Source organism: Pseudomonas sp. AM8, assembly GCF_036346475.1.
GTDB classification, from domain to species: Bacteria; Pseudomonadota; Gammaproteobacteria; order Pseudomonadales; family Pseudomonadaceae; genus Aquipseudomonas; species Aquipseudomonas marginalis.
Window position 1 is genome coordinate 33,947 of the sequence record NZ_JAOTNX010000025.1, and the last position, 16,028, is coordinate 49,974.

General features: G+C 52.7%; 11 protein-coding genes and 2 pseudogenes. 4 read left to right on the forward strand and 9 right to left on the reverse strand.

Annotated elements, in window-relative coordinates; genetic code table 11:
* Positions 1-450: 450 nt before the first annotated feature.
* The 5 genes from V3W40_RS33645 to V3W40_RS33665 form a co-directional block, all read right to left on the reverse strand.
* Positions 451-1,476, reverse strand: a complete 1,026-nt coding sequence (locus V3W40_RS33645; protein ID WP_330208788.1) for an amidohydrolase family protein — start codon at positions 1,474-1,476, stop codon at positions 451-453.
* Positions 1,477-1,497: 21 nt separating this feature from the next.
* Positions 1,498-2,787, reverse strand: a complete 1,290-nt coding sequence (locus tag V3W40_RS33650; RefSeq protein ID WP_330208801.1) for an OprD family porin — start codon at positions 2,785-2,787, stop codon at positions 1,498-1,500.
* A 91-nt stretch (positions 2,788-2,878) separates the two neighbouring features.
* Complete coding sequence (locus V3W40_RS33655) at positions 2,879-3,751, reverse strand: ABC transporter permease (protein ID WP_330208787.1); 873 nt, start codon at positions 3,749-3,751, stop codon at positions 2,879-2,881.
* On the reverse strand, positions 3,744-4,556 hold the full coding sequence (locus tag V3W40_RS33660; protein ID WP_330208786.1) for an ABC transporter ATP-binding protein: 813 nt from the start codon (positions 4,554-4,556) through the stop codon (positions 3,744-3,746). Before V3W40_RS33660 ends, V3W40_RS33655 begins: the two co-directional genes overlap by 8 nt.
* A 1-nt stretch (position 4,557) precedes the next feature.
* Entirely contained in the window at positions 4,558-5,646 is a 1,089-nt protein-coding gene (locus tag V3W40_RS33665; RefSeq protein WP_330216458.1) for an ABC transporter substrate-binding protein, read from the reverse strand.
* A gap of 171 nt (positions 5,647-5,817) precedes the next feature.
* Between V3W40_RS33665 and V3W40_RS33670 the strand changes: the two genes are divergently transcribed.
* A complete protein-coding gene (locus tag V3W40_RS33670) occupies positions 5,818-6,738 on the forward strand; it encodes an SMP-30/gluconolactonase/LRE family protein (protein ID WP_330208784.1) in 921 nt (306 codons plus the stop codon).
* A gap of 44 nt (positions 6,739-6,782) precedes the next feature.
* On the forward strand, positions 6,783-8,123 hold the full coding sequence (locus V3W40_RS33675) for an MFS transporter (RefSeq protein WP_330216459.1): 1,341 nt from the start codon (positions 6,783-6,785) through the stop codon (positions 8,121-8,123).
* 398 nt (positions 8,124-8,521) lie between these two features.
* Here the strand turns inward: V3W40_RS33675 and V3W40_RS33680 are convergent.
* Positions 8,522-8,834 (reverse strand): annotated as a pseudogene (locus V3W40_RS33680) (IS66 family transposase); the annotation flags it as partial.
* A gap of 1,592 nt (positions 8,835-10,426) precedes the next feature.
* On the opposite strand from V3W40_RS33680, the pseudogene V3W40_RS35075 reads away from it, so the two are divergent.
* A pseudogene (locus V3W40_RS35075) lies at positions 10,427-10,627 on the forward strand (HAMP domain-containing protein); the annotation flags it as partial.
* Positions 10,628-10,741: 114 nt separating this feature from the next.
* Entirely contained in the window at positions 10,742-11,485 is a 744-nt protein-coding gene (locus tag V3W40_RS35080) for a methyl-accepting chemotaxis protein (RefSeq protein ID WP_442962891.1), read from the forward strand.
* A 125-nt stretch (positions 11,486-11,610) separates the two neighbouring features.
* On the opposite strand, the gene V3W40_RS33690 is transcribed toward V3W40_RS35080, so the two are convergent.
* From V3W40_RS33690 to V3W40_RS33700, 3 genes are all read right to left on the reverse strand, one after another.
* On the reverse strand, positions 11,611-13,194 hold the full coding sequence (locus V3W40_RS33690; protein WP_442962890.1) for a methyl-accepting chemotaxis protein: 1,584 nt from the start codon (positions 13,192-13,194) through the stop codon (positions 11,611-11,613).
* A gap of 123 nt (positions 13,195-13,317) precedes the next feature.
* A complete protein-coding gene (locus V3W40_RS33695) occupies positions 13,318-13,749 on the reverse strand; it encodes a hypothetical protein (RefSeq protein WP_330208780.1) in 432 nt (143 codons plus the stop codon).
* A 1,055-nt stretch (positions 13,750-14,804) separates the two neighbouring features.
* Positions 14,805-16,019, reverse strand: a complete 1,215-nt coding sequence (locus V3W40_RS33700; RefSeq protein ID WP_442962892.1) for a methyl-accepting chemotaxis protein — start codon at positions 16,017-16,019, stop codon at positions 14,805-14,807.
* Positions 16,020-16,028 lie beyond the last annotated feature (9 nt).

Below are 16,028 nucleotides of genomic sequence, written 5' to 3' on the forward strand. Positions count from 1 at the left end.
AAGCACCTGAGACATCTTACAGCATGACCCAATGCTTGGCAGTTCCTTGCCCAGTAGTGCGCTCCGCCAAAGGCCTCCTTGTCTACCAGGCACGGTTCTAAATGGCAAAAAAAGTTACACCGTGCTCAGGTTTAAGCTGCTTTCTCAACAAGCTTTCTCATGTTCGTCGATCGCGTGAAGCTGAAACAGGTTTTTTGCCAAATCAAACGAAGCAGTCGCGACCTTCATGAGACTCTCCCTTCCATTAAGTGTGGGTAACACTTTAAATTCGGCAAATAGATGCCGTTAGGAAGGGGGGCGTCCATACCATTACTACCGAGGAATTTTTCAGCCTTTGAACGCTGTGTAGATACCTATGCCGTGATGCGTGGGGTAGGTCTAATCTTCTTCATCGGTGCGATTGCGAGGAGTCACGAACGCATGACCGAACATTTAAGTGGAATACCGGCGTCAGTTGCCCTCCACCATATACACCTCCGCAGCCGTCCCACTGAATAACCTGTCCTTCTGATCGTCCGTAAAGTCAAAGACGACCCGCTTGAAGGCATTCCACAGTACTCGGTAGCTGAACATTCCCTTATCCACCGGAAAATTACTCTCGAACATGCAGCGCTCAACACCGAACGTTTCGATTGCGTGGATAAGGTAGGGCCTCCAGAGCTGAGCAAGTTCAGAGGAGCCAGGAGGATCAGGCCGCGTGTCCAGATCGAAACCTGCCACTCTCATGCCCATACCGCCGAGCTTCATCCTTATGTTCGGATACCGCGCCAGCCGCACCAGCATAGAAGCCCAGGAAACAAAGACCTCGTCTCGTCTTCCGGCATAGGGGCCCGCGCCCAGTGGTCCGCCCAAGTGATCAACAATAATGACGAGCTCAGGGAAAGCCTTCGCCAACTCCACGACCTCATCCAACTGAGTGTGATAAGCCCATACATCGAGGCTGAGACCGTGTCGCGCCAAATGAGCGACTCCCCGCCGAAACGCTGGCGCTTGCAGCAAGCCGGGAGGCGCAGGTTTCGGATTCGATACAAGACGCTGATCAGCATGCCAGGCGGTGGCATTACGTATACCCCGAAATCGATTTCCTGCTCTGTGCCGCATTAGTTCCAGGACTGGCGCAACTTCATCACCCAATAGAAGATTTGCTCCGCCGACAATAGCAGTACACATCCGCAAACTCCCCATCAGCCCACTCGCACTGTGCGCCGCAACGCCATTGGCGTACTCAACTTCCCCCAAAGGCTGCACAGGTTCAGCCGCATCGACAGACAGCATCGAACGACACTGAACGTAAACCGACGCAACCACTCGATGTCCGCCGGTTACATCGACCAAATAGTCTTCGGCCAAGTATCGCTGCCCAGGTCGATCCCACAAATGATGGTGTGCGTCGACAATTGAACGGCCAGGGTCGACAACTGGCTCTTGCACCCGCGCAAGCCAATCCGGTCGTATAGGTGCATGGGGAGATTGCATGATCACTCCAGGACTGAAAGTCTAGAACAGCGCCAGCGTGTAGCTGACGATCAGGCGATTCTGATCACCATTGCGCGTGGCCTCGCTACGCGCCATACCGTTGCGCCAGGCGAACCCGACACCTTTGAAGGTGCCCGTCTGCACAACATAGTCCAGCGACAGGTCTCGCTCCCACTCTGACTGCTCCGCTCCACTTCTGGTTTGGATATGGTCACCCTTGAGGTACATCACAGAGGCCTTAAGTCCCGGAACACCAGCAGCCGCAAAGTCGTAAGCGTATTGTGCAAATCCGGTGCGCTCACCCGCACGTGTAAAGCTGAGCAACATTTTGTCGGTCCACAGGTACAGGCTGCTGCCTCCGGCGCCTTTATCGATGGAACCCTGGTTTATCTGAACGAAATTGCTGTTATCGGATACATCCTGATAGCCCAGCGTGACGGCGTGGCCACCCAAGCGATAGGTGAATGCCGCGCTCCACAAACTGTTATCGATCTTGCCGTCCCCATCCGCCGTGTAGCCGCTGGCCACATAGCCTTGAGAACGGCCGGCAGCACTGCCATTGGCCCCGTCGGAACGAGTACGAAAATAGCGCAGATCAGTGGCTAGGGAACCTACATCGCCAAGACTCCAACTGTGGTTGAGCCCCATAAAACTCTGCGTGTAATAGTCTTTGAGCTGCCCGGTGTAGTACTGAAGCGTGAGCGATTTATCAACGCGATAATCGACCCCGGCGAAGTAAAAACGATTGCTTTGCCGGGTACCGCCATTCACCGCCAGCCCCGTGCGATCAGTAGAGGCTCGCCCCGTTGCACGATCCAGCGCGCCCCCCATCAATGTGAAGTCCTTGAACTCTCTGGACTGCATCTGTACGCCCTGGAACGCTTGCGGCAACAGACGGCCGTCCGACGCCACAAGGACCGGAATCTTTGGCATCAACTGACCGTACCGAAGCTCGGTTTCGCTCATTTTCACCTTGGCCGTCGCGCCAAACCGACTCCACTCACTTGCAGCCCCGTCGCCATCGGACGGAATCATCGAACTCCCCGGATGACGCCCACGGCCGCTATCCAATGTAACGCCGAGCATACCCATGGCATCCACACCGAACCCTACAACGCCAGGTGTGTAGCCGGAGCGATAGTCAAGCAGAAAGCCCTGGGCCCATTCCTCGGTCATGGAAGGCTTGGCCGTTCCGTCCCGGTTGTCGCTATTGAAGTAAAAGTTACGCATCGACAGATCGGCATGACTATCCTTCAGAAAATCAGCGTGTGCGTGCACGCCAGCAAGACCACAACCCAACGCTACCGTCAGTCGGGAGAAGGTAAATACGGTTTTCAAGACAAACGCTCCCAACGAGCGCCCAGTGGGCGCCCGGTTCTAATTATTATGGAGTTATTGTTGATTAGCCCTGCATGCCCCAACGCCGCACGGTAAGGACTTCGATACTGCGGAACACCAACCCTTCAACCACCAGGCCGATGACAATCACCATCAGCAAACCCGCGAATACATTGGGGGTTTCCAAGGCATTGCGATGCTGGAAAACATACCAGCCCAACCCACCTGAATTGCCCGACACACCAAACACCAATTCCGCGGCAATCAGCGTACGCCAGGCAAACGCCCAGCCAATTTTCAAGCCTGCAAGGATTGAAGGCACGGCCGCGGGAATCAGAATCCTGAGTACAAGACCCAGACCACGCAGGCCGTAATTACGCCCAGCCATGCGCTGCGTTTGACTCACCGACTGGAACCCTGAATACGTATTGAGTGAGACGGCCCAGAGGACGGAGTGGACGATCACCAACATCAAGCTCTGAACCCCCAGGCCAAACCACAACATGGCCAATGGCAGAATGGCGATGGCTGGTAAAGGGTTGAACATGGCCGTCAGTGTCGCAAGCACATCAGTACCCAGCCGCGTGGAGACCGCCAATGTGGTGAGCACCGCCGCCAGGGCAATAGCCAGCGCGTAGCTGATCAGCAGCACCTTGAGCGAACTGGCCACCGCCTGGGGCAAAACGCCACTCACCAGATCCTGCGCCATTGCGACAGCGGTCTCGCTGAATGTGGGAAACATGAGCGAGTTACCCAGGTAGCGCGCGTAGACCTCCCAAATCAACGCCAGCACCACCAACACCAGTGATCGTCGTACTCCAGCGTTGGCGTAAAGACGCTCAACCAGTCCCAGGCGACGGGCAATATCACCGACCTGCCCGGTTCTGACGGGGGCATACTCGATATCCGGACGCGCTTGCACCACTTGCTTATTCATGAGCAGTCTCGCTGTGACCAAAGAGCATTTGATTGATGCGCTGATGAAATGCCCCGAAGGCTGCCGATCCCTGCTCGGCAAAGCCGAAGGGACTTGCGTCGAGTTCGGCACGCACCTGTCCGGGGTGCGGGGTAAGCACTAAAATACGTGAGCCCAGCACGATGGCCTCGTCGATAGAATGGGTAACGAACATCAGCGTGAAGGGCGCCTGTTCCCATAACTCCAAGAGTTCCTCCTGCATGCGCCGTCGAGTGAGCGCATCGAGCGCTGCAAACGGCTCGTCCATCAACAAGACGGCGGGCTCCATCGCCAGAGCTCGGGCGATAGCCACCCGCTGCTTCATGCCCCCGGAGAGCTGATGCGGGTAGGCATCCTTGAATTTTTCGAGACCCACTTTTACCGCAGCACGAGTAGCGCGCTCTACAATCTCATTGCGGGGAAAGCGGCCGGATACCCGGAGCGGGAACACGATGTTGCCAAGGACAGTCTTCCATGGCATCAGTTGATCGAACTCTTGAAACACCATCATCCTATCCGGGCCAGGTTCGCGCACAACCTGCCCATCAAGGCAGATCTGCCCGGCGGCAGGCTCGATGAACCCACCCACACTCTTGAGCAGGCTCGACTTACCGCAGCCCGACGGCCCCAGCAGCACAAAACGATCATTGCGCTGCACATTGAAAGACACCCCATGAGTAGCCGTGATCAACTGTTCGCGGGTCTTGTACTGCAGCGTTACGTTCTCGACGGTGAGCAGCGCGCGGGTCGTGACCTCAGGACGCGAAAGGGATGAGAGAGCGCCCATATCAGCTTCCCTCCCCTTCGGATACTGGCGCGAAGAACACCTGTCGCCAGTCACTCGGTGCGACTTTGAGCGCTCCCGAACGCACCATGAAATCCGCCAGCGCCATGACGCCGCGCGGTTGCACCGACCACTCGCCACTCACTTGACGCAGCATCGCTTCCACTTGGTCAACGGAAAGACTTGAAGACTCACTGGCCAAAAACAGCTCTGCTGCCTTACGCGGCTCTTTCCGGATGTAGTCGTTAGCCTCGCTGATGGCGTCCACTACCGCAGCGCTAAGCTCAGGGTTTTTCTTGACGAAACGTCCGGTGCTGGTCAGCACGCCACTGGTCATTTGCAGGTTCAATTCGGTGGAAAAGTCGAAAAGCTTGCTGACACGCGGGTCCTGGGAAAGCTGATAGCTGTAAGGGTTGGGCCCAATGTAAGCCTTGACCCCGGTTTTATTGAGCAAGCTGGAGGTCGCATCGGGGTGCGGCAGACTCACCATCAGGTTGTCCAATCGGTGTACCCCGTCGGGGCCGAATTGGCGCTCCGCAGCCATTTGCAGCAACAGTGCCTGCTGACCGCTCGGAGAGCTGACCGCGATCTTGTCGTTGGGCTTGAAGTCTGCAATGGACTTGATAGAAGAATCATTGACGAAAAGACCATTGTCACCCGCCACGAGGCCACAAAGCGCTCGGACATCCAGTGAGGTACGAGTCTTGCTCCAAGCCACCAGAGTCCCTGAAAGGCCATAACCTCCGATGTCCACATTGCCGCTGAGCAAGGCATCGTTGATCGCTGGAGAGCCGCTGATGCGTTTTATTTCAAAGGTGGTTTGCGCTTGGCCATGGGCTTTGGCATGGGTCTGGAACATACCCAACTTGTCGGCGACCGTGACCGGGAGGTAGGCATAGCCGTACTGGATGGCGAGCGTGACTTTATCCTGCTCGGTTTGAGCGCATGCGGGGCCAGCTAAAAGCGCGAAAGCGATAGAGGCGAAGCAAACGGATAACGCAGGGCGACAGCCTTTTTTCCGGAGAGAACTGAGCATACGGATAACCTCATTATTTTTATTTTTGAAACGCCATTTCCTTTTATAGCAAGTCATAAAGCATGCCCTGCGTCAAGCATGTCGATTCATCCAATCAATAAATCTGTTTTCAAACCATAGATGGATCGCCTTTTGTCAGAATTTGCTTTATTTTGAAACGTCATTGCATTAAATAAAATAAATAATAATGCATGGGTAACCACGCCCATATCGCCGCCAGGAGCGAAAATGAGCTTTTTTGCCGCCCCGCCGACCCTCAAGACTAGCGTTTTCACGCGTCTGCCGGACCACTTTCGCAAACTACGCCCAACGGTCTGGGCGAATGCCAACCGCCAAGGCCGAGTAATAGATTCGTTTCTGGAAGGGCCATCTTTTGACCGAGAGGGTCGCTTGTACGTAACCGACATCCCCAACGGGCGCATCTTCAGGATTTCCCATCTCGGCGAATGGGAACTGATATGCACGTATGAGGGCTGGCCGAATGGCCTGAAGATCCACCAGGACGGACGCATCTTCGTGACCGATTACAAGCGCGGGATCATGGTGCTCGATCCAGCAACCGGCGATATTCAGCCACTTCTGGATTCGGCGGGCTCTGAGGGTTTCAAGGGCGTGAATGACCTCGTCTTCTCTCCCAATGGCGACCTGTACTTCACCGATCAGGGCCAGACCGGCCTGCAAGATGCGAGCGGCCGCGTCTACAAGCTCGACATCAATGGCAACCTGACTTGCCTGCTCAATACCGTCCCCAGCCCCAACGGCATCGTCTACGACCCCAACCTTAATCACCTGCTGGTTGCCGTCACCCGCGCCCAACAGATTTGGCGTATCCCGCTGGGCAACGGATCGATCGTTGGCAAGGTTGGGGTTTTCGCCCAACTGCACGGAGGCCTCGGTGGCCCCGATGGGCTGGCGCTTGACGCAGAGAGCAACCTCTACATTGCGCACACAGGCTTCGGTTCCGTCTGGAAATTGTCGAAAGTGGCGGAGCCGCTGCAGCGCATCGTTTCGTGTGCGGGCATCAGCAATACCAACCTGGCTTTCGGTGGCGAGGACGGTCGAACGTTGTTCATTGTCGAGTCCGAAACCGGGAGCATTCTGCAAGTCAAAACCGCCACACCTGGGTTGCCGATGTATTCCCATAGCTAAATCCGCAGTGCAGTTCACACTACAACTATAAGAGACGTGACCCTATGACTTACGATCCGATCCCCTCTGCGCCGCTTGACGACGCCGAGGGTGAGCGCCTGATGCGCCGCATCCTGTGGCGCGTCGTTCCGTTCATTTTCATCTGCTACGTCGTCAGCTACCTCGACCGCACAAACGTCGGGTTCGCGGCGATCAGTATGAACAAGGATTTAGGGCTGACCGCAACCATGTTCGGCTGGGCCGCAGGCCTGTTCTTCTTTGGCTATTTCATCTTTGAAATCCCCAGCAACCTCCTGATGCAACGCTTTGGTGCGCGGATATGGATCGCTCGCATCATGATTACTTGGGGCCTGATTTCCATGGCCACGGCGTTCGCTACCGGCCCAATCAGCTTCAGCATTGCACGCTTTCTGCTAGGGGTTGCCGAGGCCGGATTCACCCCAGGGGTCTATCTGTACTTCACCTACTGGTTCCCGGGTAAATGGCGCGCCAAGGCGACTGCCGCATTCTTACTCGGCATCCCGGTGGCGAACATCGTCGGTTCACCATTGTCGGGTTGGTTGCTCGAACAACACGGCGTTTTGGGGTTACAGAACTGGCAGCTACTACTCATTATTGAAGCGCTGCCCGCTGTACTTCTGGGCATCGCATGTCTCTTTTTGCTGGTAGACACCCCCCTGAAGGCTCGGTGGTTATCGGATCGCGAAAAAACTTGGCTCAACAATCGCCTTTCTGAAGAGCAAAAAGCGATTGGCGCCTCCCATGGCAACACGTTGCGGGCGGCCCTGACCAATCCGAAAGTATTCACGCTCGCGGTCATTAACTTCTGCTGCATCGTGGGCTCGGTGGGTATCGGTATCTGGCTGCCGCAAATCGTCAAGAGCCTGGGAATCGCCAGTGGAACCCTGGGTTTTGTCGTCGCCCTGCCCTATTTGGTAGGCGCAATCGCCATGACACTCTGGGCTCGCCTGGCCAACCGAAGCACCCACCGACTACCCTATGTCGTGAGTGCGTTGGCAATGGCCGCGGCAGCGCTTGTGGCAGCGGCGTTGACGGAACACCCCGTACTAAAAATTGCCGCTCTTTGCATTGCAGTGGGCAGTATCCTCTCCTTCCAGGCAACGTTCTGGGCAATCCCGTCCACTTTTCTTACCGGTCGTGCTGCAGCGGGTGGTCTGGCCATGATTGTCTCGATCGGCAACTTGGGTGGTTTTACCGGCCCGTTCATGATCGGACTGATTAAAGACTCTACCCATAGTTACTCCATGCCTTTCTTTGCGGTAGCAGCCATCCTCCTGGCAGGCATGTGCCTAATGCTCTGGTTGGGAGATCCTGCTCGCAAAAACCAAGTCGGTGACGCCAGGCTAGCGGGTAAACAGAGTTAGTGGTGCTCCCTCCATTTAGCCACTCTGAGTGGCCCTTTAAGGTCTTTCACAGCGGGGTTTAAGTGGGCGGCGCAGACGTTTTCTGGCATTTGGGTGGCTTCCGACCCGATTCAAAAATCGCAAGATCTTTTCAAGACAGCGTCACGACAAACCCGGTCCTTGCCGACAGCAAGGATGGCGTCGGGGGGGGGGGTACCGCGTCAGGCTGCGTCGCAGCGGCGCTGCCTTTTGTCGACTAACTCCTCTGACTTGTAAAGTCTATGCACTCATGAGTAGCGCTAGATGGTCCGACGCAAGCAGCGATGTCCGTTAAACAGCGCGTATGTTAATTCAGCTCAAACCTAGGGAGCTGCAAGCGATGTGAGCCTTCACGTCAAAATTCGCCAGAATGAATACATCGAAGCCAAGTCTTTGTAGAAATCGTAAAACTTGCGCGGGGCGTGAATCCAGCAGGCGGCTTCCTAAATAGTGCCCATCGCATGCAACTGAGCAAAACCGGCGTAGCCGTCAAAAGCCCTTGAGATAAGGGCGAGGATGTTGCCCCTTGCAATTCGGCGAGTAGGCAAACCAAACCGCCGCCGGTGTACAGTCACCCGCAGGTCGGTCGTCCCGTACGTATGTCCACAGGCGAGCCGTTTGGGTCTTGCCGTTTCCCAGTGCAAGTACGCCAATCGGCGTGTCGTCGCCATGGACTTTGTGACCGCTCATGAGGGATGCTCAAACGCGCACAAAGATAGGCCATCACGATCAAAGATCGCGATGGCCGATAAGGTTAGTAGGATTACAGTGAGTCACAGGGTCGCGGCCTACATCAAGATCACAGCAGTCATCATTTTTTCTCTCTGTGAAATATAAATCAGTTGCTGTGATGAACTGCCGTCGACTGTAAAAAACCATGAGGCCGAGTCGTAAAGCGGAACAATTTCCTTGACAGCTTCTTCGAGCTCCTTCGAACCGAAGTGGAGCGTCAATTGGATAGTGCAATCCACTTTCAGACTAGCCTCCAGGCCGCTTTGCAGCCTAGCCTTCTATGTTTGAAGCAGGATTGAGCCAGTCGAAGCATTCCCATAGCGCTGACTCTTGAATAAATATCACATACTCCAAAGACGAAGAAGAACGTTCTATTTGCGACCTTTTGTCACGATTACGGAGCAAGCCCTTAAGTCAATGCTACCCCAGTCGATGTAAAAAGGGCCGATAAATATCCTGTGCGTGGTTTCTTAATGAAATTCAAGTCGATTCAGTTTTCTATTGCGGCACTGGCCGGGGCCATTGTCCTCAGCGTGGTCGCCGTGCTGGTTCTCTACGCCTTGTTTAGCGGCGCGCGAACCCAAGCGATGGTGCAACAACGCACGCAAGTACAGTCCGAGCAGATGATCGAAAAACGGCTCACGGCGCTTGCACAAACACAGGTCACCTTGATTCAGCGTGAGCTGGAGGGCCCGCTAGTGACGGCTAAAGGCTTGGCCACCACCAACGCCCTGCTTGCGATGAAAGATGCTAAGGGCGAACCGGCCCTGCAGGTGGACCGCGAACAACTCATCAACTTGCTACACGAAACTGTGGTGCGCAACCCGAAAATTCTCGGTGCCTATATTGGCTGGGAACCTAACGCGATCGATCACAACGACGCAGCTTATGTGAACCGTTCCATCTTAGGCGTGGGCGCCGACGGACGCTTTCTCCCCTGGTGGTATCGAAACGCGGATGGCAGCTTGAATCTGAGTAAACTAGAAAAAGTGGACGACCGCAGCATCCTTTCGACTGGAGTGCGTGCCAGTGAGTACTACTTGTGCTCCATGGAGAGCAATAAGTCCTGCATCATCGACCCCGCGCCTTATAAAGTGGGTAATGCGATGGTGATGTTGGCGTCGTTTGTCGAGCCGATCATCGTCGATGGTGCATTTCAGGGCATCGTCGGAGCGGACCTGTCGGTGAACTTCATACAAGATATGCTCTCCAGCGCCGATCACCAGCTCTACAACGGTGCCGGTGAATTGGCACTTATCTCCACCAACGGACGGCTGGTGGCTTACACGAAGGACGTCAGCAAGCTGGGCGAAACAGCCAGCGACCTGCTCGACGGTAATGAACTAAACAATCTGGATCAGCTTAAAGTTGGTGAAGTGCGCTACGACATCGACCGAAAACGGGGAGTCATCACGCTGTTCCTGCCGTTCGCCATCGGCCAGGCTGACGCTCGCTGGACCTTGATGATTCAACTGCCCCTTCAGGCAGTCATGGCCGACTCGCAAAAACTGCAAAGCGATCTGGAGACTCAATATAGGACTGACATCTTAGGTATGACCGTTGCCGGTCTTCTGATTGCCGGTATCGGCTTGCTGGTCATCTGGCTGGTCGGCCATGGAATCGCCCGCCCGCTCAGACAAATGGTAGCCATGCTAAATGACATCGCCCAAGGCGAAGGCGATCTTACGCGGCGCCTGACCAGTGATCGTGCCGACGAACTTGGGGCGATTGCAAACGGATTTAACACGTTCCTGATGAAACTGCAGGGTATGATCACTCAAGTTGTGGGTTCGGTGCAGAAAATCAATGACTCTTCGAAACAGACCGCCGATATTGCGACTCGCACCAACCAAGGTGTGCATAAACAAATGGTGGAGATCGACCAAGTGGCCACCGCCGTACATGAGATGACAGCAACTGCGCAAGACGTGGCGCGTAACGCTACACAGGCTGCACAGGCCGCCAGTCATGCCGATCAGGCCGCTAGCCAAGGCATGCGCGTTGTGCATGATACTTCCACAGCCATTGGCGCACTTGCCGAGGAAATAAGAAAGGCCGTGGACGTGGTGCAGACGCTGGCCAAAGACAGCGAGCACATCAACATAATCCTGATTGTTATTCGCGGGATTGCCGAGCAGACCAACCTACTGGCACTCAATGCTGCTATTGAAGCGGCACGGGCCGGCGAGCAAGGCCGTGGTTTTGCTGTGGTGGCTGATGAAGTGCGCAACCTCGCGCAGAAAACCCAGAAGGCTACAGAAGAAATCCAGACCATGATTCAGCAACTGCAACAGGGCACACGGGATGTGGTTCGCGTGATGGAGGACAGCCAGAACTGCACTAATCAAAGTGTGCAACACGCCGCCAAGGCCGCTGAAGCGCTAGTGACGATTACCCAAGCTGTATCAGTGATCAACGACATGAACACCCAGATCGCCAGCGCGGCCGAAGAACAGAGCGCGGTAGCCGAAGATATCAATCGTAATGTGATCAATATCGGAAAAGTTGCCAATGAAGTAGCGGAAGGAGCGGATGAGTCCACCTCCGCCAGTGCAGAATTGACCAAACTGGCGGAGCAGCAAAGGCATCTGATCAATCAGTTCAAGGTTTAATACGGGTGTGCACTTCGGCCCGATGGGCTTCAGATCATATTGCTCGGTACTACCTAACCAAAAAGGGGTGGGGGCGCTGATAAAACTGCCCCCCGAAGGTTGCTGATTTCTGTAATAGGAACTGCTTATAATTTGAAATGCCCAACAAGCTTGTTGAAGGATATTGCCAATTTTGATAGTTCCTGACTTGAGACGCTGGTTTGATTCGCGCCGGCTGCGGTCTGCGAAGATAGGTCCTGTATGTTAATTAGATTGCGATCAATCTCTCTAGCTACTTGTGCTTGCTCTTCGGCAGCGCTTGCAATTACTAAGTTCTGCTCATTGATTCTATTCACACCTTCGCTTATTCGCTCCAGCGCCAACCCAGCTTCAGTCGCTAAAGACTGAGTGTTCAATACAAGACTCCGGCTTTTACCCATAGCGCTTACAGCCTCATCGGCACCGTCACGTACCCGACTAATCATAAGCTCAATCTCTCCAGTTGATGCCTGAGTCCGATGGGCGAGTGCGCGGACCTCATCGGCAACTACTGCAAAACCTCTGCCCTGCTCACCGGCACGAGCTGCTTCGATAGCAGCATTCAAGGCGAGCAGATTGGTTTGCTCAGCTATACCTCGGATAACCTCTAAAACTTTAGTGATCTCATGAATCTGAGAGGCCAAATCTTCTACTAGTTTTGTGGAGTCCGTAATTACGATAGTAACGCTATCAATCCCGGCAACTGCTTGTTGAACCTGCTTTTGGCCCTTGATAGCTTCATCAGCTGTCTGAGTTGAAATCATAGAGGCACTTACAGCGTTGCGAGCCACCTCTTCGACTGCGGCAGTCATCTCTGTCACCGCAGTTGCTGCTTGTTGGATCTCACCGTTCTGAGTCGCCAAACCTCGAGTACTGTCGTCTGTAACAGCTGTTAGCTCCTCAGCCGCAGATGCCAACTGAGAGGCAGCATCCGCAATCTGGCGGACAGTTCCAATAAGGTTATCTTGCATATTTGAAAGTGACTGCAAAAGCTGGCCGGTTTCATCTGTACCGCTATACTCGATAACTTGTGTCAGATCCCCCTTCGCTACTCGACTCGCGCCAGCTACAGACTTATATATTGGACCTGTAATTAATTTCGTCATAAATATGCCTAGTGCGATGGCAAGCATAACTGCAATCAGGCAACCTATAGCTAATGTCCAAGTTAGATCCGAATAAACGTCTTTGATAGCCTCACTAGATTGATCCATCTGCCGGGAGTTTGACTCGAATATAGCAACAAGATCTTTGCTTACTTTTACATAATTCGACGAAACATCTGATAGAGCGATCTTTCTAGCCTGTTCAATATCGCCCTTTCGTAGGGCTGCAAAACTACTCTCAATAGCGGCGGTATAAGCTGGCCAGTCGCTATCGAAATTCGCTGCAGCTATCTGCTCATCTTCCTCCATAGGAGTAGTTCGGTATTTTTTATATGATTCTTCAGCTTGCGCTTTATTATTCTTATAAGTTTGAAATAGCGACTCAAGCTCATCGGCGCCTGAGCCCGTTGATGCTAAAGCAATCGCTTTATAAACATCGCGGTTGGTGGAAACAGTTTTTTTATTGGTTTGTTGGACGAGCCCTACGGATAGCACAAGATTCCAACGACATTGTCTACTTGAGCATTTAGCTTGGAGAGGCCAGACTGGCCCAAAATAGCTATTACAATCGTAATGATTGCACATATGCCAAATGCTGATAGCAACTTCGACTTTAATTTCATATCTCTTATTACTGACATATATGTGTCACTCTTTTAAAGCCTTATAGGCTATGAGTTTGTAATGAATGAGCCTGCATTATGGAATCTATGGCCTAAATCGATCGGTTTTACGCATATCTCGCTCCACATCTTTCAAAACGTTAAGTTTCGCAACAAGCTCAGCCTTAGCAACGTTAAGCTCAGTAGCTTCATAACCTTTCAAATCTTCAAAGCAGATTACCGCAGCCTCACCGTTCTGAATCAAAAGCTTAATGCTTTTCGCTAACAGCTTTTCCATTCGCAAAGTTTGTTCCAGCATTAGGCTCATATCTCTGCGTGCAATTTTTTGCATTAGCCCACGTCTAACTACGTTGTCGATTTCGATATCTTCACGAGTTTTCGATACCGCTGACTCAATCTCGTGATACGCCATCTCTAGTCGTTTTACAGTAATCAACGCCTTGTTTACCTGCGTGGAAAATTCTCCAGACAAATCAATAAACCGCTGAACCGTATCTTGATAACGCGTAACATTCACAGTAAAATCCTCTCTAAACAAACTTACATACTCAAATCATTTTCTGCGCAGAGGTAGTAGTTTAATGACCGTGAGCAATTAAATAGAAAAATTCTAGCGCGACAATGACTGCATCTAAAATCTTATGTCGGCAAATTAGAAAACATCCCACCCGCGACATTTATCTGCACAAAGCATGATCTTTGGAAGAACTGCTCAGGTTGGGAGACAGTAGCCCCGAACGCCGATCCCCTCCTAGCACGAGCCCATCGCAGCACCTTGTGTCTTGATTCGCCTGGGCTTTCCATTTTGCGACGGACATTGGCTTCCTGACCTCACCGATAGCTATTCTAGAAACACTCACTGAACGCTCTGCCGTTTCACTGCGCAACTCTGCGATCACATTCGCGATTGCGCGACTTGAGTTCATGCCGCTGGTTGTCATTGACGTGTCTAGAAAGTCAACATGACCAGAGGTCGGCTCGATCCATTTCCCAAGGCGCCTTTATGCCAGGGATTGGACAGCCCGAAAATTCCGTCCTGAGAGCCCTTGTAAAAAGCGATCCATTCAAGGCAGACAAGTTAGCCAACCGCTACTCCCTGAAAAGCTACAGCTATACGCAACACCCCAAATTGTTTGCATTCAGTGAGATGCCCATGTTGCAACGCCCAATTTCCTGCACCGTCAACTTGTAGCCCCGCCCTAGAAGCACGTATACACATGCTGTTGGAAAAGCACATGGCCGCGAATGAGAACGATTGCAAAGCGATGCTGACAGCGGCGCAACGCTCGAATGCAAAGTTCATGATTGTTGATGCTAACCCCAGGTTGATACACTTGCCGACGCAAGAATGACCCATCTCCAAAATAGCGACAATCGATCAAAATCAATGATTCACAACGATTCCGACAGGGTCAGTGACTTCGCGGCAACTGGGTCAACTCGGCATCGGAGTCAACAGCCAGCGAGCAAAATCCGTACTTTCCCCATAGTAAATGTAATCGCACTTAGTGTCCCAATGGGGCCTAGCCGCACAGCCATCTTAAAATCCTGTGACAAACAGGCCTACCTCGATTAAACATCGTAAGCCAGCTGTGAAGCATTGGACGGAGTTTCTCTATTGGCAACTCCACTGACCGCTGACACCGCTTCTAACGTAGCTGTACGAACGGAGTGCATAGCCTTGTCCGCCGCGTAAGCTAGTTCAACCCCACGCAGAGCTGAAGCTTTGGCAAAACTTATGCTTTTGATCGTGTCCTGTGTCTCTTCCAAGATTACTTTAATCATTTGAGCGATTTCAGTGGTGGATTGGGCCGTTCGGCTAGCCAAGGATCTGACCTCATCGGCTACTACGGCAAACCCACGACCTTGCTCACCCGCCCTCGCTGCTTCAATCGCCGCATTTAGGGCTAATAAATTCGTTTGCTCAGCGATGCTCCTGATCGTATTTACGATCTTTGTAATCTGCTCAGACCGGCTGCCTAACCGTACAACCATCTCGGAAGAAATCTCGACACTAGTTGAGATTGATTTTATCTCTCCAAGCGTTTGCTCGAGAATGGCTGAGCCGGATTCAACCAAGCGCTCAGTCTTCTTGCAAATTTTGTAAGCTTGAGTTGCTCCCTGATGCTCAAGATCAGCAGCATTTATTCTTTCGCTCACGTCGCTGGCAAACTTTACAATTTTTATAATGTTATCATGACCATCATAAACAGGCGCATAAGATGCCTCTAGCCAAACGACGTTGCCTTTTTTACCTATCCTTTTAAATAAACCCTTGGAACTTATTCCGCTACTTAAGTTTTTCCAAAACACGTGATAATCCTTACTCGCAACAAAACTGCTTTCACAAAATATTTTGTGATGGTTGCCGATAAGTTCTGACTCAACATAACCCATCACCTTTAAAAAATTGTCATTGCACCCGATGATGTTTCCGATAGGGTCAAACTCGATCATAGCAATAACTCTGCCTACGGCATCAAGCACATTGCGCGCTTCCTGCGCGGCTACAATTTTGGCACTGATATCTACTGCATAAAAGGTTATAGATGCAATATTCCCCAAGACGTCCACTATTGGTGTGTAAGAACCCTCGAACCACACGGATGTGTTGTCCTTTGCTTTTCGCTCAAATGCACCGGACAGACTATCTTTGATTGTCAATGGCTTGCCGAAGTCGTACCCGTCATTTAGAACTTGATACAGCTTGCTCTCGTGCATGCCGATAAGCTCATCGGCCCGGAAACCTAGCGAGGAGGCAAATTTTGAGTTAGCATAAGTGATCACACCCTCTAG

Bases quoted from the DNA above. Each gene is read 5' to 3' on its own strand.
- V3W40_RS33655 (WP_330208787.1), bottom strand. From the start codon at position 3,751: ATGAATAAGCAAGTGGTGCAAGCGCGTCCGGATATCGAGTATGCCCCC.
- V3W40_RS33645 (WP_330208788.1), bottom strand. From the start codon at position 1,476: ATGCAATCTCCCCATGCACCTATACGACCGGATTGGCTTGCGCGGGTG.
- V3W40_RS33660 (WP_330208786.1), bottom strand. From the start codon at position 4,556: ATGGGCGCTCTCTCATCCCTTTCGCGTCCTGAGGTCACGACCCGCGCG.
- V3W40_RS33665 (WP_330216458.1), bottom strand. From the start codon at position 5,646: ATGACTTGCTATAAAAGGAAATGGCGTTTCAAAAATAAAAATAATGAG.
- V3W40_RS35080 (WP_442962891.1), top strand. From the start codon at position 10,742: ATGGTGGAGATCGACCAAGTGGCCACCGCCGTACATGAGATGACAGCA.
- V3W40_RS33675 (WP_330216459.1), top strand. From the start codon at position 6,783: ATGACTTACGATCCGATCCCCTCTGCGCCGCTTGACGACGCCGAGGGT.
- V3W40_RS33670 (WP_330208784.1), top strand. From the start codon at position 5,818: ATGAGCTTTTTTGCCGCCCCGCCGACCCTCAAGACTAGCGTTTTCACG.
- V3W40_RS33690 (WP_442962890.1), bottom strand. From the start codon at position 13,194: ATGTGCAATCATTACGATTGTAATAGCTATTTTGGGCCAGTCTGGCCT.